General features: G+C 72.8%; 21 protein-coding genes and 1 pseudogene. 18 read left to right on the top strand and 4 right to left on the bottom strand.

Annotated features, from left to right (window positions below; translation table 11 throughout):
- The first annotated feature begins 9 nt into the window (after positions 1 to 9).
- The 6 genes from BR98_RS23720 (at position 10) to BR98_RS23740 (ending at position 7558) form a co-directional block, all read left to right on the top strand.
- Positions 10 to 2739, top strand: a complete 2730-nt coding sequence (locus tag BR98_RS23720; protein ID WP_035847394.1) for a GTPase-associated protein 1-related protein — start codon at positions 10 to 12, stop codon at positions 2737 to 2739.
- Positions 2736 to 4337 carry a TRAFAC clade GTPase domain-containing protein gene (locus BR98_RS23725; protein ID WP_051970123.1) on the top strand — a complete coding sequence of 534 codons (1602 nt, stop codon included), beginning with the start codon at positions 2736 to 2738 and terminating at the stop codon, positions 4335 to 4337. Before BR98_RS23720 ends, BR98_RS23725 begins: the two co-directional genes overlap by 4 nt.
- Positions 4338 to 4406: 69 nt before the next feature.
- Positions 4407 to 4535: a hypothetical protein gene (locus BR98_RS42095; protein ID WP_267886089.1), complete on the top strand. Its 129-nt coding sequence runs from the start codon at positions 4407 to 4409 to the stop codon at positions 4533 to 4535.
- A gap of 58 nt (positions 4536 to 4593) precedes the next feature.
- A complete protein-coding gene (locus BR98_RS23730) occupies positions 4594 to 5268 on the top strand; it encodes a vWA domain-containing protein (RefSeq protein WP_035853653.1) in 675 nt (224 codons plus the stop codon).
- A gap of 5 nt (positions 5269 to 5273) precedes the next feature.
- Complete coding sequence (locus BR98_RS23735) at positions 5274 to 6224, top strand: protein phosphatase 2C domain-containing protein (RefSeq protein ID WP_083977588.1); 951 nt, start codon at positions 5274 to 5276, stop codon at positions 6222 to 6224.
- Positions 6221 to 7558, top strand: a complete 1338-nt coding sequence (locus tag BR98_RS23740; RefSeq protein WP_035847395.1) for a protein kinase domain-containing protein — start codon at positions 6221 to 6223, stop codon at positions 7556 to 7558. Before BR98_RS23735 ends, BR98_RS23740 begins: the two co-directional genes overlap by 4 nt.
- Positions 7559 to 7580: 22 nt before the next feature.
- Here BR98_RS23740 and BR98_RS23745 read toward each other — a convergent pair whose 3' ends face one another.
- Positions 7581 to 7913, bottom strand: a complete 333-nt coding sequence (locus BR98_RS23745) for a hypothetical protein (RefSeq protein WP_035847397.1) — start codon at positions 7911 to 7913, stop codon at positions 7581 to 7583.
- A gap of 46 nt (positions 7914 to 7959) precedes the next feature.
- Positions 7960 to 9474 carry a hypothetical protein gene (locus BR98_RS23750; RefSeq protein ID WP_035847398.1) on the bottom strand — a complete coding sequence of 505 codons (1515 nt, stop codon included), beginning with the start codon at positions 9472 to 9474 and terminating at the stop codon, positions 7960 to 7962.
- A gap of 329 nt (positions 9475 to 9803) precedes the next feature.
- Between BR98_RS23750 and BR98_RS23755 the strand changes: the two genes are divergently transcribed.
- The 4 genes and pseudogenes from BR98_RS23755 to BR98_RS23770 all read left to right on the top strand — a co-directional run bounded on the left by BR98_RS23755 (position 9804) and on the right by BR98_RS23770 (position 12439).
- Positions 9804 to 10322, top strand: a complete 519-nt coding sequence (locus tag BR98_RS23755) for a glycosyl hydrolase family 18 protein (RefSeq protein ID WP_267886126.1) — start codon at positions 9804 to 9806, stop codon at positions 10320 to 10322.
- 162 nt (positions 10323 to 10484) lie between these two features.
- Positions 10485 to 11201: a hypothetical protein gene (locus tag BR98_RS23760; protein ID WP_035847399.1), complete on the top strand. Its 717-nt coding sequence runs from the start codon at positions 10485 to 10487 to the stop codon at positions 11199 to 11201.
- Between the two features lie 67 nt (positions 11202 to 11268).
- Positions 11269 to 11487, top strand: a pseudogene (locus BR98_RS23765) (LysR family transcriptional regulator); the annotation flags it as partial.
- Between the two features lie 109 nt (positions 11488 to 11596).
- The gene (locus BR98_RS23770; protein WP_051970127.1) at positions 11597 to 12439 is read left to right on the top strand and encodes a pentapeptide repeat-containing protein; all 843 of its coding nucleotides are present in this window, start codon (positions 11597 to 11599) and stop codon (positions 12437 to 12439) included.
- A 146-nt stretch (positions 12440 to 12585) separates the two neighbouring features.
- Here BR98_RS23770 and BR98_RS23775 read toward each other — a convergent pair whose 3' ends face one another.
- On the bottom strand, positions 12586 to 13500 hold the full coding sequence (locus BR98_RS23775; protein ID WP_035847403.1) for a sigma-70 family RNA polymerase sigma factor: 915 nt from the start codon (positions 13498 to 13500) through the stop codon (positions 12586 to 12588).
- Positions 13501 to 13569: 69 nt separating this feature from the next.
- Here BR98_RS23775 and BR98_RS23780 point away from each other — a divergent pair, with 69 nt between their 5' ends.
- From BR98_RS23780 to BR98_RS23815, 8 genes are all read left to right on the top strand, one after another.
- Positions 13570 to 14907: a CoA transferase gene (locus BR98_RS23780; protein ID WP_035847404.1), complete on the top strand. Its 1338-nt coding sequence runs from the start codon at positions 13570 to 13572 to the stop codon at positions 14905 to 14907.
- Positions 14908 to 15103: 196 nt separating this feature from the next.
- Positions 15104 to 15634, top strand: a complete 531-nt coding sequence (locus BR98_RS23785) for a GNAT family N-acetyltransferase (protein ID WP_051970128.1) — start codon at positions 15104 to 15106, stop codon at positions 15632 to 15634.
- A gap of 200 nt (positions 15635 to 15834) precedes the next feature.
- A complete protein-coding gene (locus tag BR98_RS23790) occupies positions 15835 to 17955 on the top strand; it encodes a hypothetical protein (RefSeq protein WP_157537909.1) in 2121 nt (706 codons plus the stop codon).
- A 73-nt stretch (positions 17956 to 18028) separates the two neighbouring features.
- Positions 18029 to 18955, top strand: coding sequence for a carbohydrate ABC transporter permease (locus tag BR98_RS23795; RefSeq protein WP_051970130.1), 927 nt, complete (start codon positions 18029 to 18031; stop codon positions 18953 to 18955).
- A complete protein-coding gene (locus BR98_RS23800) occupies positions 18952 to 19770 on the top strand; it encodes a carbohydrate ABC transporter permease (RefSeq protein ID WP_051970131.1) in 819 nt (272 codons plus the stop codon). Before BR98_RS23795 ends, BR98_RS23800 begins: the two co-directional genes overlap by 4 nt.
- 45 nt (positions 19771 to 19815) lie before the next feature.
- Positions 19816 to 21192, top strand: coding sequence for an ABC transporter substrate-binding protein (locus tag BR98_RS23805; protein WP_157537910.1), 1377 nt, complete (start codon positions 19816 to 19818; stop codon positions 21190 to 21192).
- Between the two features lie 261 nt (positions 21193 to 21453).
- Positions 21454 to 22743 carry an LPXTG cell wall anchor domain-containing protein gene (locus tag BR98_RS23810; protein WP_157537911.1) on the top strand — a complete coding sequence of 430 codons (1290 nt, stop codon included), beginning with the start codon at positions 21454 to 21456 and terminating at the stop codon, positions 22741 to 22743.
- Between the two features lie 231 nt (positions 22744 to 22974).
- On the top strand, positions 22975 to 24306 hold the full coding sequence (locus BR98_RS23815; RefSeq protein WP_407639488.1) for a hypothetical protein: 1332 nt from the start codon (positions 22975 to 22977) through the stop codon (positions 24304 to 24306).
- Here BR98_RS23815 and BR98_RS23820 read toward each other — a convergent pair.
- Entirely contained in the window at positions 24290 to 25087 is a 798-nt protein-coding gene (locus BR98_RS23820; protein WP_035847411.1) for an aquaporin, read from the bottom strand. The genes BR98_RS23815 and BR98_RS23820 overlap by 17 nt on opposite strands.
- Between the last annotated feature and the right edge of the window lie 174 nt (positions 25088 to 25261).

The following is a 25261-nucleotide window of genomic DNA, read 5'->3' on the forward strand; positions in this document are numbered from 1 at the left end:
GGAGCCAACGTGACGCTGCGTCAGATCCACTACACCTCCGCCCCGCCGGGTCCGGACGGCTCGGGGTTCCGGTTCACCTCGGTCAGCCCGGAGCTCACCGAGGAGACGCTCCGACTGGCCGAGCCGGTGCTGGGCTACGAGCCGCCCAGGGACGCGCCGGGGCGGCCCACCGAGGACGAGCTGGACGCCTTCCCGGTGGCCCTCGCCTTCACCCGACTGCCCGACGGCAGCACGCTGCTCAGCCGGACGGTCTACACCGGAGCCGACTACACCGGCCGGTACGGCAACTTCCATGCGCACGGGGTGCACCTGCCGCGCGGTGCGGCGCTGCCGATCCGCCCGATCGAGGCCTGGGAGTCGCCCTCCTGGCAGTCCCGGACCCCGGCCGGGCCGCCGGAGCCGCTGGCCGAGCTGTCCGTCGGCCGGAGCTTCGGGCGCGAGGTGCTCTGCGGCTTCGCGCGGCAGCGGTCCGCCGAGCTGGCACCGTTCCTGGCGGACGTCCGCGCGCTGTTCGCCGATCCGCCCGGGCCGCAGCTGGTCCTGGTGGAGCAGGACGCCCAGTCGGTGGCCCGCTGGATCGCACTGGCCAGCGGGGCGCTGCCCGGGCGCCGCGCGGCGGAGCTGACCTTCACCACCTACACCCGTCGCCCCTACCGCTCCAAGCACATGGTCATCGGGATCCGGACGGATGCCGAGTTCGGCTTCACCCCGGCCGAGCTGAACCACCAGTACCGGGTGCACCACGGCGCCGGCGGGCCGTCCAGCCCGGCCGGTGCGGACCTGTGGGCCCAGGTGGCGGCCGAGGTCTGGCTGGCCGGCCAGACCGTGCTGTTCCTGCGGGCGGAGCAGCTCGGGGCTGCAGAAGTCGGGGCTGCAGGGTTCGGGGCAGCGGAGTTCGGCACGGCGGAGTTCGATCCCGGGCCGCTGGCGGCGCTGGCGCTGCAGGCGGGTGTTCCGCTCGCGGGGCCCGCGCTGGCCGCGGCGGTCGACTGGGCCTGCGGGCACGCGGCCTTGCTGGGCGAGGAGTTCTGGGAGGCCTTCGTCCAGCGGCTGTCGGCCCACGGCGGCGCCCAGCCGGGCGCCGGGGTGGGCGTGGAGCGGTACGGCAGGCTCGGCGCCGCGCTGCTCGCGGCGGGGCGCTCGGCCCGGGTGCTCGACCCGCTCGCCGTCGCGGCCGCCCGGGCGGTGGCCTACGCCCCCGCCGCGCCGCCCGGCCGGGAGCAGTGGGCGCTGCCGCTGAGCACCGGGGCCCGGCAGGTGCTGGCCGCCGAGCTGGGCCCGGACCTGCGGGCGGAGCTCGGCCAGGTCGGCACACCGCTGGACCGGGTGCTGCGGCTGCTGCAGCTCGCGGCCGAGCTGCAGATCGACGCCGGGGCGGCTCCCGAGCGGCTGGCGGCCCGGCTGGCGACGGCGCTGGTCTCCGGGGACGCCGCGGCGCTGCGGCAGGTCTCGGAGCTGCTCGCCGGCCCGGCCGGCGCCGGACTGCGCGCGGGGGTGCTCGACCGGCTGAACGACATCGCCCGGGAGGCCGACCCGTGGCCGGTGGCCGCCGCCCTGGCGGGTGAGCCGGGCCGGCGGGGCCTGCCGGACGGCTGGGCCTGGGCGGACTTGGCGGACCACCCGCACCTGCGGGCCGCCCGGGCGGCCGGACAGGCGCGCCGGGACGGCGGGCACAGTGGGCTCGCACTGCTGTTCCGCCTGCTCGACCTGTCGACGGTGGGCCTGGCGGCCGACGATCCCCTGCTGCTGCGCACGCTCTACCGGCTGACCTGGCCGAGCGGCCGGCCCCAGGCCGCCGAGGCGCGTCAGGTGCTGGCGCTCACCTCGTCCGGAGCCGCGACCGGAGCCGCGACCGGAGCCGCGACCGGGTACGGGGCGGTACCGGCGGCCGGTGACGTCACCGGGATGCTGCGGCAGACCGGGCTCGGCCCGGCGCTGGCCGAGGTGGCCCTGCGGAGCGCCGCCACCGAGGCGCAGGCACCCGAGCTGGCGGCGGAGCTGCTCGCGGCGCTGCCGCCGGGTGAGTTGCCGGCCCGCGACCGAGCCGCCCTGCAGGTGCTCTCGTACGCCGGTCAGGTGAAGGCCGGCCTGATCGAACTCGGCTTCACCGCACGGGCGCTGGCGTTGCGGAAGGCGGCCGAGCCGGTCGAGCCCGGGATCGCCGAGCGGCTCGCGGCGGTGCTGGCCGAGCGGCTGCTCAGCGGCCAGAGCGGACTGACCGGCTATCACGGGGACGGCGTGCCAGAGGTGTTGCTCTACGAGGAGATCACGGACCTGGCGTACAGCGGCGACGAGGCGGTGCTCGCCGCCTACCGGCAGCAGGCCGGCGCCGGGGTGGCCCAGCAGCGGCTGGGTTCCGGACCGCACTACCCGGCCGCCTGCTTCGTCGCCTGGCAGTCCTACCCGGGCGTCTCGCGCAGCTGGGACCGGGTGCGCCAGGAGCTGCTGGCCGAGGTGCTGCGGCCCGCGCTGCGTGCGCTGTCGCCGAACGAGGTGGGCCGGGTCGAGCTGCTGGTGGCGCGGGCGCCCTACCCGGTGCCGGCACTCGGCTCCTGGACGGAGCACTGGCAGGCCTGGTGGCAGCAGGGCCGGTCGGGGCTGCTCGGGCGGTGGCTCGGCAAGGGGCGGGCCGGCGAACCGGCGCCGGGTGGCGGCGCCAAGGGGCGCGCCGCCGACCTGGCACCGCGGTCCGGCCGGGCCGAGGGCGGCGCCCGCCGCGACCGGGAGGGGGACCGGTGAGCGTTCCGAGTTGGCTGACCGTGCAGAACGCCGGGCTGCTGCTGGGCGGCATCGTCGGGCTGACCGCGGCCCTGGTCGCGGTGCGTTCAGGGCCGGAGTTCTACGGCGCGCTGGCCCAGGCGGCCGGGCGCCGGATCGGCCCGTGGCAGGCCGGCCGGGCTGACAGCCGGGTGCCGCTGCCCGGCGGCACCGGCGAGCCCGCCCACGCCTCGTACTGGTGGCGGCAGGTCTGGGTGGACAGTGTCAGCGCCGTCCGGAGCGGCTTCAAGGCCTGGTGGCGCAGGCTGGCCGCCGACTGGTTGGCGGCCACGGCCTGGCGGCTGATGCAGTCGCGGAACAAGAACCAGCTCCCGTTCAAGAACTGGCTGGGGCGCAAGGTCGTCCGGCTGATCGGGGCGGGCATCGCGATCGGTGCGGTGGTCGGCGCCGCACTGGCGGCCGTGGTCGCCCTGGTGATGGTGCTGCTCTTCGCCGTCCAGCTCGGGCTGGCCACCCTGCTGGTGGCGGCCACGGCCGGCGGGCTGCGCGCCCTGGAGTGGGCCTGGCTGAGGGTGCGTCGGATCCGGCTGCGCTGCCCCTACCCGGGGTGCTGGGAGGCGATCGCGCTGCCGACGTACCAGTGCCCGGGCTGCGCCCGGCAGCACCGGGCTCTGCGACCGGGCCGGTACGGGGTGCTCCGCCGGGTCTGCCAGTGCGGGCGGACCCTGCCCACCAGCGCGCTGCACGGCCGGGGCGGGCTCACCGCCTCCTGTCCGCACTGCGCTCGCGGGCTGCCGGCCGAGCTGGGCGCCGCCCGGCTGGTGCACCTGCCGTTGATCGGCGCGGACTCGGCGGGCAAGACCATGTTCCTGATGGCCGTGGTCACCGCCTTGCGCTCGGCCGCCGCGAACTCGGGCATCGAGGTCGACTTCGCCGCCGACGCGGACCGTGACCGCTACGAGCGGGCCGAGCAGCAGCTCGCGGCCGGCGACTGGGTGAACAAGACCAACGAGCCGCTCCCACAGGCCTTCCTGCTGCGGCTGTCGCGCGGGCGCAGCCGCCGGCTGCTCTACCTCTACGACCCGATGGGCGAGAGCCTGCGCCGCACCGAGTCGCTGCGCGAACAGCGCTACCTCGCCCACGCGGACGGCCTGCTGCTGATCTGCGACGTGCTGGCCCAGAGCGAGGTCCGGCGGACGCTGAACGGCCCGGATGAGAGCCAGGCGCAGCGTGCCCGGCCGGCCCTGGAGTCGCCGATGGACACCTACGAGCGGCTGGTCGGCGAGTTCGGCGCGATGTCCCCGCGTCGGCGCCGCACGCCGGTGGCGGTGGTGGTGACCAAGCGGGACGTGCTGGACGGGCTGGGCACGCTGCCGCGGATCCGCCCGGAGGAGGTGCGGGAGTGGCTGTCCGAGAACGGGCTGCGCAACCTGGTCCAGGGCCTGCAGCACGACTTCGGCGGCAGCCGGTACTGGTCGGTCAGTTCGCAGGCGGCGACCGGTCCGCAGGCGCAGCCGGCCGAGCTGCGGCAGACCGTGGAGCCGGTGCTCTGGCTGCTCGCGCGGACCGGTCTGCGAACGCGCGTCCGGTCTGCGAACAGCACGACGAAGGCCAAGTGACGAGCTGTGACGAAACTCTGACGACAACTCAGTTCTACGCTACATTTGGGGCGCCCGAGGAGGCGGTTAGTGAACGTTCCAGCGCATGTCGCGCGCCAACGACGGGTGGTGCTGGTGCTGTTCGTCCTGGCCGCCACGGTGGCCGGACTCGGCGCCCTGGCCCTGGCCTGGTTGCTGGGCGTCACCTACACCAGCTGAGCGGTCCGTCGCCACTTCGAGGGGAGCGAACACCATGAACGACATGCCCGGCGGTCCGATGGCGACCCGACCGGTCCACTTCTTCTGGATCCTGGACTGCTCGTACTCCATGGACTACAACGGCAAGCTGGGGGCGTTGAACTACGCCATCCGGGAGGCGCTGCCGGAGATGGAGTCGGTGGCCCAGGACAATCCGTCCGCGGACCTGCTGGTCCGAGTGCTGACCTTCTCCTCCACCGCCCGCTGGCTGCAGCCCAACGCCACGCCGATCCACGACTTCCGCTGGCAGGACGTCAAGACGGACGGCACCACCAACCTGGGCGAGGCGCTCAAGCTGGTCGCGCGTGAGCTGGACATCCCGCCGATGCCCTCGCGGGCGCTCAAGCCGGTGCTGGCACTGGTGTCGGACGGCCAGCCGACCGACGACTGGCGGGCCGGGCTGCGGGCGATCGACGCCACGCCGTGGGGCAAGCGGGCGGTCCGGGTGGCCATCGCGATCGGTGAGGACGCCGACCGGGCCCAGCTGAAGGAGTTCCTCGGCAACCCCGAGCTGGAGCCGCTGGACGCCAACAGCCCCAAGGCGCTGGCCGCGGCGATCCGTTGGGCCTCCACGGTGGCCATCAAGGCGGCCTCCGCGCCGGTGGCCAACGCGGACGCCGGCACCGGCGCCGGCTACGGACCGTACGCGCCGCCGACGGTGGCAGCGGACGACGATGACGACAATGTCTGGTGACAGCGGTGGCGCCGCAGCACGGGAGTGACGACCCGGACGGTCCGGCACGACCCGCTCCCAAGCCCCACTGGCGGCTGCTGACCTGCGGTGTGCGCGGCCCCCGGAAGGCGCGCTATCAGGACTGGGTGGACGGCGGCGTGGGGCGGTCGTTCGGTGTGCTGGTGGCGGTGGCCGACGGTCACGGCTCGGCGGCACACACCCGCAGCCACCAGGGCGCGAAGTTCGCCGTCGAGGTCTTCCTGGAACTGGCCGCGGAGTTCGCCCGGCTGGCGCTGGACGGCGGTTCGGCCCTGGCCCAACTGCGCACCCAGGCCCAGCAGCGGATGCCGTGGAACATCGTCCGGGCCTGGGAGCAGCGGTGTGCCCAGGACCTGCGCGAGGACCCGTTGGAGGGCCGGCCGGCTCCGGCAGCCGGCGAGAAGCCGAGCCGGCGGGACCTGGTGCCCTACGGCAGCACCCTGCTGGGCGCGGTGATCACCCCCGGGCTGGTTGTGGCCTGGCAGTTGGGCGACGGCGAGCTGACCCTGGTGAACCTGGACGGCACCGGCCCGCTGCTGCCGCTCGCCCCCGAGCAGCCCGAGCTCGGGGACGAGACCGACTCGCTGTGCAGTCGGGACGCGGCCCAGCTGATCCGGGTCCACTGGTCGCCGATCGCGGGCGCCGCGCAGCCGCCAGGCCTGCTGATGCTCTCCACCGACGGGCTCTCCAAGAGCTTCGCCGACCAGTCGGGGTTCGAGGAGTTCGCCACCGGGCTGTACCAGCGGCTCGAGCAGGGCGGGCCGGGGCCGGTGCGGGCGCAGCTCGGCCAGTGGCTGAGCCAGGCGGCGACCTACTCCGGCGACGACACCACCCTGGTGGCGGCCTGGTACGACCGCCGCGCCGGCCTGCCGGTCGAGGAGCCCGACGACAGCGTGTACCGCCAGGATCTACCCAGCAGTTCGGAGGACCCTTCATGAGTAACGGCATGCTCGAGACCGGCGCGACCCTGGCCACCGAGTCCGGCGGGACCGTGACCGTGCTGGGGCTGCTCGGTGCCGGCGGCCAGGGCGAGGTCTACCAGGTGCGGACGCAGCGGGGCGACCGGGCGCTCAAGTGGTACTACCCGGAGAGCGCCAGCCCCCGGCAGCGGCAGATCGTCGAGGACCTGGTGGCCCGCGGCTTCGCCGACACCCGGTTCCTCTGGCCCGAGGAGGTGGTGGTCGGCCAGGACGGCCTCTTCGGCTACCTGATGGGGCTGCGGCCGGACCGCTACCAGGGTCTGCCGAAGCTGTTCCGGCGCCAGTTGAAGACCACCACCCGGGCGCTGCTCACCGCGGGCGTGCACATGGTCGAGGGATACAAGGCGCTGCACTCCCAGGGCGTGGCCTACCGCGACATCTCCTGGGGGAACGTCTTCTTCGACCCGGCCGACGGTTCGGTGCTGATCTGCGACAACGACAACGCCGTTCCCGAGGGCGCCGATTCGGGCATCACCGGCACCATGAACTTCATGGCGCCCGAGCTGGTCCGCGGCGACCAGGGCGCGATGCCGCGCACCCAGACCGACCTGCACTCGCTCGCCGTGCTGCTCTTCATGCTGCTGATGAACCACCACCCGCTCGAGGGCAGGCTGGAGTTGGGCATCAAGTGCAAGGACGAGGCGGCCGAGCGACGGCTCTACGGCACCCAGCCGATCTTCGTCTTCGACCCGCAGGACGCCTCCAACCGCCCCGACCCGATCGAGCAGGCCACCGTGCTGGCGACCTGGGCGGCGACGCCCCTGGTGCTGCGTCGCCTGTTCGAGCAGAACTTCGTGGAAGGACTGCGCGATCCGGGCCGCCGGGTGCGCGAGTCGCAGTGGCGGGACGCGCTCAGCCAGGTGCTGGACACCATGGTGGACTGCGCGGCCTGCGGGCGGGCGAACATGACGGAGCCGGCCGGCGCGGTGCCCGGGACCTGCTGGTCCTGCGGTCGCACCCTGGTGCTCCCGCCCAAGCTGCTGGTGACGACGAGCAGTCCGCGGGTCACCCGGATCGTGCGGCTCGGCCGCGGCGCCCAGCTGTTCAGGCACCACCTGGTGGGAGAGCCGACCCGGCACGACTTCACCGCGGCGGCGGTGATCGCCGAACTCGGCGAGAACCCGCAGCGGCCCGGCCGGTTCGGCCTGACCAACCGGTCCGGGACCGAGTGGACCAGCCGGAAGAGCGACGGCAGCCTGCTCGCCGTCGCGCCCGGCCGCACGGTTCCGCTGCGGGACGGTCTGCTGGTCGACCTCGGCGGCGGTGCCGAGGCGCTGGTACAGGTGGGCTGACCAGCCGTCAGGCCCACCGGGCTCAGCCGCCGAGCGCCCTGAACAGGCCCTCGGCGGCGGTGGCGGCGGCGGTGCCCGCGGTCACGCCGCGAATGATCAGGTCCAGGAAGCCGCGCAGCCGGCCGCGGTCGGGCTCGGCTCCGTCCTGCGCCGCCTGTTCCAGCTCGGCGTGGACCGCCTCGGCGGTGGGCACCAGCGCCGGTGAGTCCGCCCGCAGCAGCTGCAGCAGCTGGGCGGCGAGCTGGAGGTCGCTGACCCCGTCGGCCGCGCCGTGGTTGTTCTGCACGTTGTGGTGGCCGCCGATCACGGACTGGCTGACGTTGCCGTTGAAGGTGAACTGGTCGCCGTCGGACATCACTTGCTCCTGGGTGAGAGGGTCGTCGAGTTGCTGGTCGGACGGCTCAGGGGGTGGCCGCCGGTGCGGCGGCGCCGGACTGTTGGCCGGAGCTGGATCCGCCGCCGGGCGGTGCCACCGGCCCCTGGTTGTTCTGCACGTTGTTGGCGCCGCCGATCACCGACTGGCTGATGTTGCCGTTGAAGATGGTGGTCTGGGTGGTGATGATCTGCTGCTGCTGGGCGTCCAGGTCGAAGGTGTCGATCCGGTGCGCCTCCAGGAACTCCTGGGTGGAGCTCAGCACCGCCTGCACCATCAGCTTGAAGTACGTTGCCGCGTCCCGGCGTTCGGCGAAGCCCATCTGGGTCCAGGAAGCGGCCCGCTCGCGCAGGCTGTTGGTGGTGCCGTAGTCGTAACTGGCGTAGCCCTTGCGGATCTCGCGGCGGGTCTTCTCCAGCGCCCGCGCGCCGGAGGCGGTGTCGAGCGAACGCCGCAGCAGTGCCCGGGCCGAGCCGAACAGCAGCCCGGGGGTCGTGCGCAGGGCGTCCTCGGCGGCCCGGAACCGGAGCCTGAGCGGCCCGGCCACCAGCCGGTTCGGCCGGAGGAACCGGGTGCCCAGCGGCGGCAGCACGTAGGCGTTGATCTCCCAGGTGAGCAGCGGGTGGTTCAGCTGGGCGCGGGCGTGCATGGACACCACGACCTTGCCGCCCTCGCCGATGGCGCGCAGGCAGAGGTAGGTCTCCAGGCCGCTGGTCGGCTGGGCGGCGCCGGCCTTCACCCAGTCGCTGTCGATCACCGACAGCGGACGCTGGGTCGGATCGGGTAGCGCGCCCGGGAGTTGGGAGACGAAGTGGCCCTTGACGTACAGCCGGTTGCGGACCGACAGCCCGTCGAGACCGCTCGCCTTGGCGATCCTTCGGGCGACCTGGCCGTGCAGGTCGGCGGCGGTGAACGGGATCGGCGTCTGCGGGTTGCCGGCGGCGTCCTTGGCGGGGCGGCCGACGTTGATCGGCGTCCAGACCGTCTCGGAGATCCGCCAGCCGCTGCCGACGAAGGGGTTCTGGGCGGCCACCGACTCGTGGTAGACGACCAGGTTGACGCGCTTGAGCGAGGCCAGTCGCTGCTCCAGCGCGGGGTCCACGGGCGGGGCCAGGGCGAGGGCCGACTGCTGGCCGTCGCCGAGCTCCAGCGCCAGCTGCCAGGCGCTCCACAGCGCCCGGTGCACCACCACCAGCGCCGCCGCGAAGACGGCCAGGACCCCGGCCAGGGCGCCGGTCGCCACCGGTGTCCGACCGGCCGACAGGCTCAGCACGACCGTCGCCAGCAGGGCGAGCAGGAGCGCGAGCAGCGCGGCCAGCGCCCGGTCCCGGCGGAGCAGCCTCGACTCGGACAGCCGGGCATGGCGGACCAGGGCGATCACATTGACACCGACCGGCAGGCCCACGGCCTGCAGCCCGTCCTCCGCGTACTCGGCCAGCACCTCGCGGGTGAACCACGGGTCGAGGTGCGCGGTGGCGCACAGGCGCCGAGTGACCAGATCCGTACGGAACTTGGGCAGCGAAGGCAGCGGTCCGATCGGCATTCACCCAGCGTAGCCGGGAGCCGGGCGCCCGGTCCGGCGCTTTCTCAGATTGCGGATTGGTACAGACCTGTTGACCCGGGCAGGTCGCAGGCCATACGTTCTGCGCCAATCCGCGGAAGCAGGGCGGGTCGGGTGCGCACCCGGCCGGGCCCAGGTACCCCCCCACGCGGCGCTCGGGCCCCCACCCACCCGGGCGTGACCGACTGGAGCGACCATGCCCGAACGCGCCACCGCCGCGCGGCAGGTCGAGCGGTCCCACACCGCTCGACGCCCCCTGAGACAGCGCCCCTTGAGGAGCGTGACGGCGGGACGCGACCGGCCCGACCAACCTGCAGGACCCGCTGTACAACAGCCCGAACGATCCGAGCAAGGCGGTCGCCCCGGGTACCGAGAAGTACACCGTCGATAACGCGGTCAACGCCTTCCTGAACGGCGACGCCGCCTACGGGATCAAGGGCGGCTACCCGGCGGCCAAGCTGGTGCTCGGCGTGCCGTTCTACTTCCGCGGCTGGACCGGTGTGCCGGCCGGCTCCACCAACGGCCTCTACCAGAGCGCCACCGGCGCCTCGGCGGCGCAGAGCACCAGCCAGGCGGCCGGCGTGGCGTTCTGGAAGGAGCTGGTGGCCACCGGCAAGACCGCCGCGGCCAACGTGCACTGGGACCCGACCACGCAGAGCTCGTGGATCTACGACGGCACCAACTTCTTCACCGGTGACACCCCGCAGGCCATCGCGGCGCGCGGGTCGTACGCCACCAGCAAGGGCCTGGGCGGCATCTTCGCCTACTCCCTGGAGGCCGACGACCCGTCAGGCACCCTGGTCAACGCAATGGCCGGCAGCATGAGGTAGCACCCGCGTCAGCAGCCCGGGTAGTACCTGCCCGAACGGCCCCCGGCGCCTACCCGGCACCGGGGGCCCACTGCCGTTCGAAGCACCATCAAGACCTGCTAATCTCAGCCGATTTCACCGCGCTGGAGGCGGTGGACAAGACGGGGCAAGAGGACGGAATTCATGGCTATTCGCCGGGCCAAGCAGAAGGCTCAGGTCATAGAGAAGCTCTCCCAGGTGGCACCGCCCGGGGAGACCTTCATCGCCTGCGTGCACGTGGAGACCGGTCCCAGCCCGTGGCTCAACGCGATCTTCGACGAGATCCCGGCGGTCGGCCTGATCGTCGCGCTGACCCGCAAGTTCTACTTCCTCACCCTCACCAGCAGCTCGGTCGTGGTGAACAACGCCAACCGCTGGACCAACCGGCCCGGCGAGGTCGTCGCGGTCTTCCCGCGCAACGGCTTCCCGGTCAGCCGGGTCAAGCGGGCGACGGTGTGGAGCTCGATGTACCTGCAGCTGCCCACCGACACCAAGCCGAAGCGGCTGAACATCCACCGGTACTGGCGCGCCGAGCTGGACCAGCTCAGCGCCGCGTTCCCGCCCGGATCGATCGACCCCGGCTCGCAGCCGTTCGAGCTCGCCCCGCAGGGCCAGCCGCTGCCCTACCCCGGCCAGGTGCCGCAGGGCGCGCTGCCGCAGGGCCAGCCGATGCCGTACCCGGGCCAGGCGCAGCCGTTCCCGCAGCAGGCGGCTCCCCAGCCGTTCCCGCAGCAGGCGGCTCCGCAGGGCCAGCCCTACCCGGCCCCGCCCGCCCAGCCTTACCCGGGCCAGGCGCCGCAGGCCCCGTACGCGGGTCAGCCCGGTCAGCCCGGCTACGCGCCGCACCCCGACCAGCTCTGATCCACGGTCAGGTCCGGGCGCCGTACCGTTCCATGAGCCGCGCTCATGGAACGGTACGGTGGGCCGGGTGACCGATCTCGCCGTCCGCGAACTGCGGATCCTCGTCGCCGTCGAGCGCCGGGGCAGCTTCACCGCCGCCGCCGCCGAGGAACTCGGCCTGACCCAGTCGGCCGTCTCGCACGCCGTGACCTCCTGCGAACGCAAGATCGGCGCGGTGCTCTTCGACCGCGGCCGCCACGGCGCCCGACCCACCCCGACCGGTGCGCGCGCGGCCGGCCCCGCCCGGCCCACCCGCTCGGTCGGCTATGTCACCACCCCCGAGCTGGCCCGCACCCTCGCCGTGCGGGCCCTGATCCGGGAGCTGCGAGCCGTCGCGGCAAGGTAGCCTCGGTCGGATGCCCGACGATCGAGTGGAAGTGGAAGAGGAACCCGTGAGCGAGACCCGGCTGAGCCTGACGGCCGACTGCGGGAGCTGCTTCGGCCTGTGCTGCGTGGCGCTGCCGTTCACCGCCTCGGCCGACTTCGCGATCAACAAGGAGGCCGGCAAGCCCTGCCGGAACCTGCGCGAGGACTTCGGCTGCGGGATCCACACCCAGCTGCGCCAGAAGGGGTTCAACGGCTGCACGGTCTACGACTGCTTCGGAGCCGGCCAGCACCTCTCCCAGGGCACCTTCGGCGGCACCGACTGGCGCCGGGAACCGAAGAGCGCGCAGCAGATGTTCGAGGTCTTCCCGGTCATGCGCCAGCTGCACGAACTGCTCTGGTACCTGAACGAGGCGCTCACCCTGGCCCCCGCCAAGCCGGTCCACGCCGACCTGCGCGAGCTGCTCGCCCGGACCGAGGCGCTCACCGGGGGCAGCGCCGAGGAGCTGGCCCGGCTCGACGTGCCGGGCCACCGGCAGCAGGTCAACCTGCTGCTGCTGCGCACCAGCGAACTGGTCCGGGCCCAGGTGCCGGGCAAGAAGCGCAACCGGCGCGGCGCCGACCTGATCGGCGCCAAGCTCCGCAAGGCCGAGCTGCGCGGCGCCGACCTGCGCGGCGCGTACCTGATCGCCGCCGACCTGACCGGCGCCGACCTGCGCGATGCCGACCTGATCGGCGCGGACCTGCGGGACGCGCAGCTGGCCGGCGCCGACCTGACCGGCGCGTTCTTCCTCACCCAGCCACAGGTCAACGCGGCCAAGGGCGATCCGAGCACCAGGCTGCCGGGCCGGCTGACCCGGCCCGCGCACTGGTAGCCCGCGTCGGTCGCAGCGGTTCCGTCGCAGCGGTTCGGTCGCAGCGGTTCGGTCGCAGCGGTTCGGTCGCAGCGGTTCGGTCGGAGCGGTTCGGTCGGAGCGGTTCGGTCGCAGCGGTTCCGTCGGAGCGGTTCGGTCGGAGCGGCTCAGTCCAGCACGGCCAGGTCCAGCCGGGCCAGCCGCTCCGGATCGGCGAGCAGGTTGATCTCCACGATCCGCCCGTCCGCCACGGTGAACGCCAGCACCGAGAAGGCCTTCCCGTCCGGCGCGCTGACCAGCCCGGCCGCGCCGTTGACGATCGCGCGGCGCGAGTGGTGCGAGAACCGGGAGAAGAGCAGCGCCTGCGCGGCCACCGCGCTCGCCCCACGGACCAGTGCGGCGCCGCCCCCGTCGTCCGCCCGGAGCAGCACCTCCGGGTCGAGCACGGCGAGCAGCCCCTCGAAGTCGCCGCCGCGGGCCGCCGCCAGGAAGGCGTCCACCACCTCGCGCTGCCGGCCCGGATCGGGCTGCGCAACCGGCGTCGCCCCGCGCACCCGGCGCCGGGCCCGGCTGGCCAGCTGCCGGGCCGAGGCCTGTGAGCTGCCCACGATCGAGGCGATCTCCTCGAACGGCACGGCGAACATGTCGTGCAGCACGAAGGCGAGCCGCTCGGCCGGCGCCAGGGTCTCCAGCACCACCAGCAGGGCCAGCCCGACCGAGTCGGCGAGCAGCGCCTGGTACTCGGGGTTGACGCTCTCCTCGCCGGTGATCACCGGATCGGGCATCCGCACCTCGGCCGGTGAGTCCAGCCAGTCCAGCGGGTCCTCGCGGCGGGAGCGGCGCGAGCGGAGCATGTCCAGGCAGACCCGGCCCACCACGGTGGTCAGCCAGCCGCCGAGGTTCTGGATCTCGCTGCTGTCCGAGCGGCTGAGCCGCAGCCAGGCCTCCTGCACGGCGTCGTCGGCCTCGCTGACCGAGCCGAGCATCCGGTACGCGACCGCCCGCAGATGGCTGCGGTCGGCCTCGAAGCGCCGGGCCAGCCAGTCCTGCTCCTGTTCCTGCTCGTGCGCCTGCTCCCGCATCTGTCTGCTCTCCCCGGTGCTGTCGGTACGGTCATCTCTCTGACACACGGGACGACAGGAGTGTGACAAGTGGACGAGTTCACCATCGGCGCCTGGACCGCGCTGGGCGGCGCGCCGGAGCTGCTCGAGCTGGTCGGCCACCGGGAGCTGCCCGGGGTGCTGCCGTCCCGGCTCCCGGTGCGGCGGCTGGCCCGGGCGACCGTCGCCGCCTGCTCGCTCGCCGCCGCCGAGCTGCTCGCCGCCCGGACCGGTGAGCCCGTCCGCCCGGTCCTGGTGGACGAGGGCGCGGTGGCCGCGGCCTTCGTCAGCGAGCGCCACCTGCGGATCGACGGGCGGGCGCTGACCACCTTCGCGCCGCACTCCGGCTTCTGGCCCACCGCCGACGGCCGGCTGCGCACCCACGCCAACTACCCGCACCACCGCGCCCGGTTGCTGGCCGCCCTCGGCCTGCCCGAGGACGCGTCGGCCGAGCGGCTCGGCCAGGAGCTCGCCGGGCGCTCGGCGGTCGAGGTGCAGGAGACCGTCTACGCGGCCGGCGGCCTGGCCGTCGCCGTCGTCCCGCCCGCGCCGTCGGCCGTGCCGCACCCGCTGGTCGAGCGGCGCCCGCTGCCCGGGCACACCCCTCGCCTGCTGGCGCCGGCCGAACTGCCCGCCGCCGGGGTCAAGGTGCTCGATCTCACCCGGGTGATCGCCGGACCGGTCGCCACCCGCACCCTCGCCCTGCTCGGCGCCGACGTGCTGCGGGTCGACTCGCCACGGCTGCCGGAGAGCGAGGACGCCCACGCCGACACCGGCTTCGGCAAGCGCTCCACCCTGCTCGACCTGGACCTTCCCGCCGACCTCGACACCCTGCGGCAACTGGCCGAAGCGGCCGACGTGGTGGTCACCGGCTACCGTCCCGGCGCGCTGGACCGCTACGGACTGACCCCCGAGGAGCTGCCCGGCACCGTGCTGGTCCAGCTCTGCGCCTGGGGCTGGACCGGGCCGTGGGCCGGCCGGCGGGGCTTCGACAGCCTGGTGCAGGCGGGCTGCGGGATCGCCGCGCTGGAGGGCGATGCGGCGGGAACGCCCGGGGTGCTGCCCGCCCAGGCGCTGGACCACGGGACGGGGTACCTGATCGCGGCCGGCGTCCTGCGCGCGTTGACGGAGCGTCAGCGCAGCGCGCGGGGGACCCAGGGGACCCAGCTGCGCTACTCGCTCGCGGGAACGGCGCACTGGCTGATGAGCAGCCGACTGCCCGCCGACCAGCCGGGCCCGGAGTTCGACCCCGCGCCGTACCTCACCGAGACGGCCGGCCCCTACGGCCTGCTGCGGCACGCCCGCCCGCCGATCGGCTACCGGGGCGCGCCGACCGAGTGGGCGAGCGGCCCGACCCGCTGGGGCACCGACCGGCCCAGCTTCGGCTGAGCACTCTGTTTCGGCGACCACCCTGCTTCGGCGACCACCCTGCTTCGGCGACCACCGGGCGAGCTGCTGGTCCGGCTGCGGATCGAGAAGGTCAACGCCGTGGCCGGGGTCTCGGACTAGAGCCGGTCCAACCGATCCTGCCGGGGGTCGACAAATCACCTGGTGGGCGCCGCGCGTTGGTGCGTACGCTCACGGCATGACCGACACCACGGACTCCCTGCGCCTGGTCCGCACCGAGCGCCTCGACCTGCACGCGGTCTCGTTGGCGGACCTGGACGCGCTGTACGCGATCAACTCCGATCCGGGGACGTGGCGCCACCTGCCGCAGGGGCGCCACACCGAGCCGGCCAAGACCCAGGACTGGATCGAGCGGGCGGCCGCGCGCTGGGCGGACGGCCTGAGCTACTGGACCGCCCGCCGGCGCTCGGACGACGCGGTGGTCGGCGTCGGCGGGGTGCAGCTCACCGGGCGCGGGCACTGGAACCTCTACTACCGGCTGGACACCGCGCACTGGGGCCACGGCTACGCCACCGAGCTGTCGGCCGCGGCGCTGGACGCCGCCCGACTGCACACGCCCGAGCTGCCGGTCTTCGCCTGGATCCACCCGCACAACACCGGTTCGCGCGCGGTGGCCGCCCGGCTCGGGATGATCGACCACGGGCTGCGGCTGGACCCGTTCTACGGCGACCACCTGCACGTCTACGCCGACCGCCCGATCGAGGGCTAAACCTCCCGGGGCCGCAAGCCTGACCCAACCAGCGCCATTTCACCGCGACTTAACCCCAGAACCGGACACGCCTCCTGTTGCGTTCAGACGGGCTGTGGCAGCCTGTGGCACGCACGACGGGGATCACCGAGGTGCTCCCCGATCGGCGATCTACGCGCGTTCCATCGCGGGCGCGCGATCGCGCCCAGAGAGGGAGCAGGATGCGCACAAGCAAGATGCTGGCCCTGTCGCTCGCGGCCGGCCTGGGGTTCGGGATGGTCGGCGCCGGTGCGGCGACGGCTGATCCGGGCCAGAACCGGCACGATCGGACCAACTGCCAGATCTCGGCCGACGGCCGTGATGTGAAGCATGTGATCTACCTCCAGTTCGACAACGTCCACTTCACCCGGGACAACCCGAACGTGCCCTCGGACCTCGAGCAGATGCCGCACCTGCTCGACTTCCTGGAGAGCAACGGGAGTCTGTCCACCAACCACCACACGCCGCTGATCGCCCACACCGGCAACGACATCCTGACCTCGATCACGGGTCTGTACGGCGACCGGCAGGGCCAGGCGGTGTCCAACTCCTACCGCTACTACAAGCCGGACGGCACCACCAACTCGGCCAGCAGCTTCGCCTACTGGACCGACGGGGTGGCCGACAACTCGGTGCCGACCCCCGCCGACGCGGCCCCGACCATGGTCGGCCCGGACGGCAAGAACGCCCCGGCACCGTGGACCGCCTACACCAAGGCGGGCTGCGACTTCGGCGCGGTCTCCACGGCGAACACCATCCTGGAGAACACCACCGTCGACATCCGCAAGGTGTTCGGCACCGACGGCCCTCAGTACGCCGAGTCCAAGGCCGACCCGGCCAAGGCGCAGGCCGACTACGTGGGCATCGGTGTCCACTGCGCCAAGGACTCCAAGGTCTGCGCCAAGGGCACCACCAGTCCGGACCTGCTGCCGGACGAGCCGGGCGGCTACGACGACTACAAGGCGCTGTTCGGCGCCAAGTACGTGGACCCGGCGATCAGCGCCGACGGCGTGGTGCGCAGCACGGCCGGTGCCCCGATCACCGACCCGAAGGGCAACCCGGGCTTCCCGGGCTTCGACGCGATGACCGCCGACAACTCGCTCGGCTACGTCGCCCAGATGCAGGAGGCCGGCGTGCCGGTCACCTACGCCTACATCTCCGACGCGCACGACCAGCACGGCGCCACCAGCGGTGCGATGGGCCCGGGCGAGGCCAACTACGTGAAGCAGCTGAAGTCCTACGACGACGCCTTCGCCAAGTTCTTCGCCCGCATCCACCAGGACGGCCTGAACGCGGACAACACGCTCTTCGTGGTCACCGCCGACGAGAACGACCACTTCGTGGGCGGCAAGCCGACCCCGGCGAACTGCGACGGCGTCACCGTGCCGTGCACGTACAGCCAGATCGGCGAGGTGAACGCCAACTCCCGTGGCCTGCTGGCCACCCAGCAGGGCATCACCACCCCGTTCCAGGTGCACGCCGACTCGGCGCCGAACTTCTACCTGAACGGGCAGCCCGGCCCGAACGACCCCAAGACCCGGGCGTTCGAGCAGGCCTGGTCCAAGGTGACGGCGGACAACCCGATCACCGGCAAGACCGACACGATCTCCAGCTACCTGGCCGACCCGGCGGAGCAGAAGATCCTGCACATGCAGACCGGCGACCCGCTGCGGACGCCGACCTTCACCTCCTTCGCCAACCCGGACTACTACGTCTACGCGGGCGGCAGCACCTGCACCCCGACCTGCGTGGCGCTCGGCCCGGCATTCGCCTGGAACCACGGCGACTTCGCGCCCGACATCAACACCACCTGGCTGGGCCTGGTGGGTCCGGGCATCCGCAACCTCGGTGAGACGGACGACGTGTGGTCCGACCACACCGACATCCGGCCCACCATGCTGGCACTGCTCGGCCTGAAGGACTCCTACGTCTCCGACGGCCGGGTGCTCTCCGAGTACATCGAGAACTGGGCGCGCCCGCGCGCCCTGGTGGGCCAGCACGGCTACGACTACGAGGAGTTGGGCGCCGCCTACAAGCAGCTGAACGCGGGCGTGGGCCAGTTCGCCGCCGCCACGCTGAAGGCCGCGACCAAGGGAATCGTCTCCAACACCCCGGGCGACGCCCAGTACCTGGACAGCACCGCCAAGCTGACCGCGCTGGGCGCCGAGCGTGACGCGCTCGTCGCCAAGATCGCCCAGCTGCTGGACAAGGCCGCCTTCGGCCAGCAGAAGCTGGACGGCGACCAGGCGGACCAGCTGTCGGCGCAGGCCGAGCAGCTGGTGAAGCAGGCCCAGCAGCTCTGACCCGCGGATCCACCGTCCCGGGAGCGGGAGTTCTCCCGGGACGGCGGATCGGCAGCTCGAGAAGGAAGACCCGATGCCGCGACCGCCGTCCTCGATACGCCCCCAGCCTTCGACCGGGGGTGCCCCCATCGCCGAAAAGGCGTTGGCCTGGGCCTACCTACTGCCTTCGCTGGCCGTCTTCGCGGTCTTCCTCGGCTATCCGCTGTACCGCACGCTCTATCTGAGCACCCACGGCAACGACCTGTTCGGCGCGCCCACCCGCTATGTCGGCCTGCAGCACTACACCGAGCTGCTCGGCTCGGCCCAGTTCGGCCGCACCCTGGTCACCACCGCGCTCTTCGTCCTGCTCACCGTGGTCCCCGGGGTGCTCGGCGCGCTCGCCCTGGTGCTGCTGCTGGAGAACCGGATCCGCGGTGTGCGGCTGCTCCGCTCGGCCTTCGCACTGCCCTTCGCCTTCTCGGTGGCCAGCGCCTCGGTCGTCTTCGGGGTCTTCTACAACCCGGCCACCGGCGTGCTCAACGGGCTGCTCTCGCAGGCCGGCCTGGGCCCGGTCGACTGGCTGACCGACTCGCACTACGCCCTGGTCTCGGTGGCGGTGACCACGGTCTGGCTCAACCTCGGCTACAACGTGCTGGTGCTCTCCGCCGGGATCGGTTCGATCCCACCGGAGATCACCGAGGCGGCCCGGCTGGACGGCGCGGCCGGCTGGCGGCTGGCCCGCTCGGTGACGGTGCCGCTGCTCGGCCCGCACTTGTTCTTCCTTGTGGTGGTCTCCACCATCAACGCGCTGCAGAGCTTCGGGCAGATCAACATCCTCACCCAGGGCGGCCCGGACGGGGCCTCCCGGACCCTGGTCTACTCCGTCTACGAGAAGGCCTTCGCCTACGGCTCCAGCGACTTCGGCGCGGCCAGCGCGCAGGCCGTGGTGCTGCTGGTGGTCGTACTGGCCTGCACCGCCGTTCAGTTCGGCGTGGTGGAGCGGAAGGTGCACTACGCATGAGAGCCTCGCTCGGCCGGCTGGCCGTCTACCTGCTCCTCGCGCTGGCCGCGATCACCGTGGTCTTCCCGGTCTACTACGCGGTGGCCGGAGCCTTCATGACCAAGGGCGACCTGGCCACGTACCCGCCGGCGCTGGTCCCGCACCGGCTGACGGCGGCGAACTTCGGCGGCGCCGCCCGCTCGGTGCCGCTGGCCCGCCAGTACGTCAACTCGGCGCTGGTGGCGGGGGTGATCACCGCGGCCCAGCTGCTCACCTCGATCCTGGCGGCCTACGCGCTGGTCTTCCTGCCGCTGCGGTGGCGCGGCCCGGTCTTCGCGGTCTTCCTGGCCACCCTGATGGTGCCGTGGGAGGCCGTGGTCATCCCCAACTACCTGACCCTCTCCGGCTGGGGCCTGGGCAACACCTACTTCGGGCTGGTGCTGCCGTTCCTGGCCTCCGGGTTCGGCACCTTCATGCTGCGCCAGTCCTTCCGCCAGTTCCCGGCCGAACTGCGCGACGCCGCCCGGATCGACGGCGCCGGGCACTGGCGCTTTCTGTGGCGGATCCTGGTGCCGCTCAACCGGCCCTCGCTGGCCGCGATCGCCATCTACGTCTTCCTGTCGGCCTGGAACCAGTACTTCTGGCCGCTGATCATCACCCGTACCGCGCAGATGCAGACCCTGCAGATCGGTCTGACCAGCCTGCGCAACGCGGACGCCGCCGACCCCGGGCTGATCCTGGCCGGCGTGCTGCTCTCACTGCTGCCGACGCTGGCCCTGGTGGTCTTCGGGCAGCGCTTCATCGTCCGCGGGCTGACCGCGGGCGCCGTTCGCTAGACACCCCCGAGCTTCACCAGACACATACCCACAGGGAGAGTTGACGTGCGCAAGCTGTTGGCAGCGACGGTGGTGGCGGGCCTGGCCCTGACCGCCTGCAGTTCCTCGAGCGGGACCGGTGGCGACCAGGCCGGCGGCGCGCCCGGCGCCCAGGCGCTGCAGGACGCCAAGGGGGTGACCACGGTGACCTTCTGGCACGCGATGACCGGCCAGAACGCCGCCGTGCTGAACGGCCTGGTGGACGCCTTCAACCAGGCGCACCAGGGCAAGATCGAGGTCAAGCCGGTCTTCCAGGGCACCTACGACGACGTGATCACCAAGTACAAGGCCTCGGTGCAGCAGAAGGGCACCCCCTCGCTGGTGCAGATCTACGACATCGGCACCCGCTTCATGGTCGACTCCAAGCAGACCGTCCCGGCCCAGGCCTTCGCGGACAAGGACGGCTACTCGCTGGCCGACCTCGACCCGGGCATCCGCAACTACTACACGGCGGGCGGCAAGCTGGTCTCGATGCCGTTCAACTCCTCGATGCCGCTGCTGTACCTCAACGCGGACGCGTTCAAGGCGGCCGGCCTGGACCCGGCCAAGCCGCCGCAGACGCTGGCCGAGATCGGCGAGGCGGCCAAGAAGCTGACCGTCAAGGACGCCAACGGCCAGACCACCCAGTACGGGTTCGGCGCCGCGATCTACGGCTGGTTCATCGAACAGCTGCTGGCCGAGTCCGGCACCCTCTACTGCGACCAGGGCAACGGGCGCGAGGCCAAGGCCGCCAAGGTGGTCTACAACTCGGCGCAGGGCGCACAGGCCGTCCAGTGGTGGGCGGACCTGGTCAAGGGCGGCTACGCGGTCAACACCGGGCGGACCACGGCGGACGCCCAGGCGGCGTTCAAGGCCGGGCGGGCGGCGATGAACCTGGAGTCCACCGGCGTGCTCGGCGGCTACACCCAGGCGGCCAAGTTCACCGTGGCCACCGCCCCCTACCCGAAGATCAACGCGACCGACCCGGGCGGCCCGGCGATCGGCGGGGCCTCGCTGTGGATCGACGGCCCCGGGCACTCGGACGCCGAGCAGCGGGCCGCCTGGGAGTTCGTCAAGTTCCTCGACGAACCCGCCCAGCAGGCCACCTGGCACACCGGGACCGGCTACTTCCCGGTCAACCGCAAGGCCCTGGACGACCCCAAGGACCAGGCCTGGCTGGCGAAGTACCCGCAGTTCCAGACCGCGATCGACGAGCTGCACGCGACCAAGCCCTCGCCCGCCAACGCCGGCTGCCTGCTCGGGGTGATGCCGCAGGCCCGCAAGGGCGTGGAGACCGCGATCGAACAGACCATCAGCGGGGCGAAGACCGCGCAGCAGGCGCTGGCGGACGCGGCGAAGGAGATCCAGCCCGCGATCGACAGCTACAACAGCTCGGTGGGCTGAGCGCCCGGCCCGAGGTTGACGACCGCCGACGACCGCCGCCCCGGCTCGGGTGCGGCGGTCCATCGTGTACGGAACGTCAAGCTGCGGCGAAGTTTCCCGGGAAGATGGTGAACCCGACTTCTATACCCATCAGTTCGTCAGATATTCTCCGGCGGACTCTCCGTCATTGGCCCGTACTGCGACACCATCGGGCCCGACGGTCCACCACTGCGCGCTCCGACGACCCCCGGTCGGCGCGGATCTCCGTGAGGTGCTCTCCTTATGCGTCGTCCCTTTGCTCTCATGGCGGCCACCGCGCTCGCCTCGACCGCCGTCCTGGCCGGAGCGCACGCCGCGCTCGCCGCGCCGTTCGCGGTCCCGGCCGTGGCGCTGCCCGCCGTCGCGGGCTCCGGCAGCCCCGCCCCCTCGCTCTCCGCCAAGCCGTCGGCCAAGCCCTCCGAGAAGGGCGACGACTCGCACAAGACCACCGAGGGCACCGAGGGCTCGGCCGGCGAGTCCGACCAGGACAAGGCCGACATCGACAAGAAGGTCCCCAAGGACGCCCGGCCGAAGCTGCAGGTCGAGGGCCTGCGGCACAAGGTGGACGCCGGCGACGAGACCGAGTTCACCGTTGAGCTGACCAACCGCTCCGGCAGCGACCTGGTCTACTACCCCTCGGTCAAGGTGCAGGACAAGGCGGGCGACCTGGACAACGCCTCGCTGACCCTGGACTACCGCCACGGCAAGCAGGACTGGCAGCACAGCACCATCCCCGCCTGGATGAACGACGTGCGCCTGCTCGGCCCGCTGGACGACAGCGGCGTGCCCTCGCCGGACGGCCTGGTCTTCGTCAAGGCCGGGAAGTCGGTCCAGTTCAAGATCAAGCTCGGCCTGCCGGACGACGCGCCGACCGGCCCGGCCTACGTGCAGTTCCTCGCCTACTGGGCGCCGGTGGACGCGGACAAGCAGCCGACCGCGGCCGGCGAGCTGTCGGCCAGCGCGCCGAGCTTCTTCTGCATCGGCGAGGGTGACGACGACCACCACCACCCGTCGGGCAGCCCGTCGGCCAGCGCTTCGCACACCGGCAAGCCCTCGCCGAGCGCCTCGGCCTCGCACTCCGCCTCGCCCTCGGCCTCGGTGACCGTCTCGGCCACCCCGTCGGCCACGCCGTCCGCCTCGGTCAGCGAGAGCAAGTCCACCTCGCCCTCGCCGTCCGCCTCGGTCAGCGAGAGCAAGTCCACCTCGCCGTCGCCGTCCGCCAGTGCGACCAAGAGCACCTCGCCCTCGGCCTCCGCTTCGGCTCCTGCCTCGGCGAGCGCCTCCGCCTCGGACTCCGACGCGCCGGTGACCCCGTTCCCGGTCACCCCGCCGAAGCCGGTCGCGGTGCCGATCCCGGCCACCGCGGTGCAGCAGGCCAAGGCCGCGGCCACCACGGACGAGAAGGCCCTGGCCTCCACCGGTGGCGGCAGCGACGCCACCCCGATCGCCATCGCCGGTGCCACGGTGCTGGCCGCCGGTGTCGGCACGCTGGTGCTGGTGCGTCGCCGCAAGCAGGGCTCGCGTCACGCCTGACCCTGCTCAGGGAGGGGCCGGCAGTGACCTCCTGACCGACTGAGTTCCGGTGCTCCGGGCCCGTCCGCGCAGCCGCTCGGACGGGCCCGTGGTGCGTGGCACGGCATCCGGGCTCGCCCTGGCGGCCACTCGGGGCCGGTCTGCTGTTCGCACTGATCGCATAGGATGTCCGGCCGAGGGGGCCGGTGCGGGGAAGAGGAACAGGTGCGCGGAGCGAGCGCGGATGAGGGCGTGACGGATTACGGGTCGAACACCGGCCGGATCTGGTTCCTCCCTGTCCGCAGACACCACGCCCTGCTGGTGGTCTGGACCGTCATCTGGTTCCTGATCGTCGAGCCCAGCGGCGGCTTCTCCTGGCACTACCTGCGCCAGGGCGAACAGCTGCTGTTCAGCTCCGAGCACGGCGGCGGCCTCTCGCTCTACGCACACCATCCCGAACTGCAGATCGGTCCGGTGAGCCTGGCGGCCGCCCGACTCTTCGCACCCTTCCCCGAACACCTCGGGCAGGTGCTGGCCGAGGGCACCATGTCCGCGCTCGGACTGGTGATGCTGGTCCTGGTCGGCCGCACCGCCGCCTGGTACTACCGCGGCACCGGCACCAACCACCGCCGGCTGCAGCAGCGGATCCTGATCGCGGGCCTCGCCTTCATCCCGATGTGGGTCGAGGTCTCGGTGCGCTTCGCGCACCTGGACGACGTGCTGGCGCTGTTCTTCACCATGCTGGCCGTGCACTCGCTGGTGCGCAGCAAACCGGTGGCCGTCGGCGTCTTCCTGGCCCTCGCGGTCGACTCCAAGCCCTGGGCGATCTCCTTCCTGCCGCTCATCCTGGTGCTGCCCAGAGCGGACTGGAAGCGCTCGGTGCTCTGGTTCGGCGGACTCGTGGCGATCGCCTGGCTGCCGTTCTACCTGGGCAACCTGGGCTCGCTGCAGGCCGCCAAGTTCACCATCCCCAACCAGCCGGCCTCCTCGCTGCGCTGGCTCGGCGTCTCCGACCCGTCCACCCCCTGGTGGGACCGCCCGGCGCAGTTCGCGATCGGCATGGGACTGGGCGCGCTGGCGGTGCGGCGCGGGCGCTGGCCGGCCGTGGTGCTGATCGGCGCCAATGCCCGGATCCTGCTCGACCCGAGCGTCTACACCTACTACACGGCCTCGATCCTGCTCGGCACGCTGCTCTGGGACGCGGTCGGCCAGAAGCGGCTGGTCCCGTGGTGGAGCTGGATCGCGCTGGCCTCGCTCTACGGCGGCACGCTGCTGATCCCGTCCGACTCGGCCAAGGGCATGGTCCGCCTCGCCTTCGTGGTGGTCTCCACGGCCTACGTGCTGCTCTGGCCGACCAAGCAGCCCCGGCGGGGTCGCGGTGGCCGCGGCAGTCGCGGCGGCGGCGGTGGTCAGCGCGGCGGCCGGGCCCAGGTCGAGCGGGACACCCTGGCGCTGACCCCGGTGACCGTCCCGGTGCCGGTCGGCAGCGGCGACAGCGGCGGCGGCCGACGCGGCCGGGGCCGGGGCACGGTGCCCCGGCCGGGCGTCGGCGAGACCCGGGCGCCGGCTACGACGCGCGCCTGAGCGACTCCGCTCCGACCCGCTGCGCGGGAAGCTCCACCGGCCGCTCCACCGGCTTCCCCACCGGCCGCTCCACCTCGGTCTGGTCGGCAGGCCGCGGCCGCGGCCCGAAGACCAACGCCAGCAGCAGCAGTCCGATCACCGCACCCACCACCTGGGCCAGCACGAAGCCGGGCACTGAGACCGGAGCGATGCCGGTCTGGCTGTCGCTGAGCGAGCGCGCCACGGTCAGCGCCGGGTTGGCGAAGCCGCCCGAGGCGGTGGCCCAGATCCCGGCCGTCACCCAGCCCGCCACCGCCACCGGCACCTTGCGCTGCTGCCCGCCCCGAGCGAGCCCGAAGGCGACCAGCAGCAGCACCCCGGTGGCCACCACCTCGCCGGTCCACTGGGCCGCCCCGCTGCGCACCTGGTGCGCCGCGCCCAGCGAGTCCTGATCGAACATCAGGCCGGCCACCGCCACCCCGGCCACCGCCCCACCCAACTGGCCGAGCAGGTACCCCGCGAGCTCGCGGGCGCGCAGTGCCTGGGCGGTGCCCCGGTTCGTCCACCAGACCCCGGCCGTGATCAGCGGATTGAGATGGCCCCCCGAGACCGGGGCGAAGACGGTGATCAGCACGCCGAGCGCGCAGACCGAGGCGACGGTGTTGGTCAGCAGCTGGACCCCGCCGTCCTGGCTGAGTGCGGCCGCCTGCAGTCCGGAGCCGACCACGGCCAGGGCCAGCAGGCCGGTACCGACGGCCTCGGCGGCGACTCTGCGGCCGAGCGAGGGAATGCATAGGATCATTCGACCATCGTCTGTTCGCGGGCAGCAGCTCACAATGCCCGGCAGGATGGCGGTATCTCCAAGCTTGCCCGCCCGCCGCCCGAGCACCGCTCGGAGACTCGCACGGAGCTGGTGCCGCTTGACCCTCACGTGACGTCAGGGCCCAGGGTGGTGCTCCAGCAAGGAGGGAGGAAC

The organism is Kitasatospora azatica KCTC 9699 (assembly GCF_000744785.1).
GTDB lineage: Bacteria > Actinomycetota > Actinomycetes > Streptomycetales > Streptomycetaceae > Kitasatospora > Kitasatospora azatica.